Raw genomic sequence first — 1317 nt, 5'->3', positions numbered from 1 at the left:
CCTCAGCCCTTCAGCCCTTCAACCCACCCACCACCGGCCCCAGAAGCGGAATGCTCCCGACCGACGGCGCCTGCGCCACCGGCCCGGTCAGCGCCGTCGACGTCAGCGGCCGGAAGTCGGCGAGCTGCGTCCCCACCCCGTTGTCGAGAGGATCGACCCCGGTGCCCGCCAGCGGGTTGGGCTTGAGCCCCGCGACCGGCCCGGTGACGTGACCGACCGTGCCGGTCAGGGCCTGGAGGCCCGCCTGCGGGTCGATCTTCCCCAGCGACGTGGGCCGGGTGCGCATCACGTCGACGACCGGGGCCGCGTCGTCCGCCGCAGCGGCCGTGCCCGCGCCGGCGCCGAGCGCGACCCCGGCAGTGGCGACGGCCAGCAACGCGCGCCGGGCGGTGGAGTTCTGGGGGGCCGAGTGTCGAGCCATCAGCGTTGTCACCTTCTCTTTTCTACGACCACTTCCCGCACCGGAAAGTAATCATGGCAACACGTAAGGTAGTTGAGGTGTGATCTGCGCTCCAAGGGCGACCCGCCGTCTCGGCGGGAGCCGCGTGATGCCTCACACTGGACTCTCGTGAGTTCGCATCCCCCGATACCGACCCGAGTCGTCCTGCTGTCCGGTCCGTCCGGCTCGGGCAAGTCCCTCCTCGCCGCCCGCTCCGGCTTGCCCGTGCTGCGGCTCGACGACTTCTACAAGGAGGGCGAGGACCCGACGCTGCCGCTGGTGGAGGGCAGCACGGACATCGACTGGGACCACCCGCTGTCGTGGGACGCGGACACCGCCGTCGCGGCGATCGAGGAGCTGTGCCGTACGAGCGGGACGACCGTCCCGACGTACGACATCTCCCTCAGCGCGCGGACCGGCGCGGAGGCCCTGCACATCGGGCGGACGCCGGTGTTCATCGCCGAGGGCATCTTCGCCGCCGAGATCGTCGGGCGCTGCCGTGAACTCGGTCTGCTGGCGGACGCGCTCTGCCTGACCCGCGGTCCGGTGAAGACCTTCCGCCGCCGCTTCCTGCGCGACCTCAAGGAGGGTCGCAAGTCGGTGCCGTTCCTGCTGCGGCGCGGCTGGCGGCTGATGCGGCTGGAGCGTTCGATCGTGGCCCGGCAGACGGAGTTGGGCGCCCACCCCTGCGACCGGGACGAGGCGCTGGGCCGGCTGGCGGCGGCCGCGGCGGGCCGTGTCGCGAAGGCGCCGGCCTGAGCCCGCGCATGAACACGGAGGCGGCCCGAGGCCGGACATGAAGGCGGGACTGGACGGACCCCCCGGCCCTCCAGTCCCGCCTTCATGTCCGGCCTCGGGCCGCCTCCGTGTTCATGCGC

The 1317-nt window shown here is 72.4% G+C and carries 2 protein-coding genes; one reads left to right on the top strand and one right to left on the bottom strand.

What is annotated here, in order from left to right; translation table 11 throughout:
• Nucleotides 1–10: 10 nt before the first annotated feature.
• Nucleotides 11–421 (bottom strand): hypothetical protein, encoded by a 411-nt coding sequence (locus tag P1P70_RS44740; RefSeq protein ID WP_319248252.1) that lies wholly within the window; start codon nucleotides 419–421, stop codon nucleotides 11–13.
• Nucleotides 422–568: 147 nt separating this feature from the next.
• On the opposite strand from P1P70_RS44740, the gene P1P70_RS44735 reads away from it, so the two are divergent.
• A complete protein-coding gene (locus P1P70_RS44735; RefSeq protein WP_319248251.1) occupies nucleotides 569–1198 on the top strand; it encodes a uridine kinase in 630 nt (209 codons plus the stop codon).
• The last annotated feature ends 119 nt before the right edge of the window (nucleotides 1199–1317 follow it).

It is taken from the genome of Streptomyces sp. MB09-02B (assembly GCF_033794485.1).
GTDB lineage: Bacteria > Actinomycetota > Actinomycetes > Streptomycetales > Streptomycetaceae > Streptomyces.
This window is presented reverse-complemented; position numbering and strand designations above follow the sequence as displayed.

Coding starts and splice junctions, on each gene's coding strand:
- P1P70_RS44740 (WP_319248252.1), bottom strand. CDS start 421: ATGGCTCGACACTCGGCCCCCCAGAACTCCACCGCCCGGCGCGCGTTG.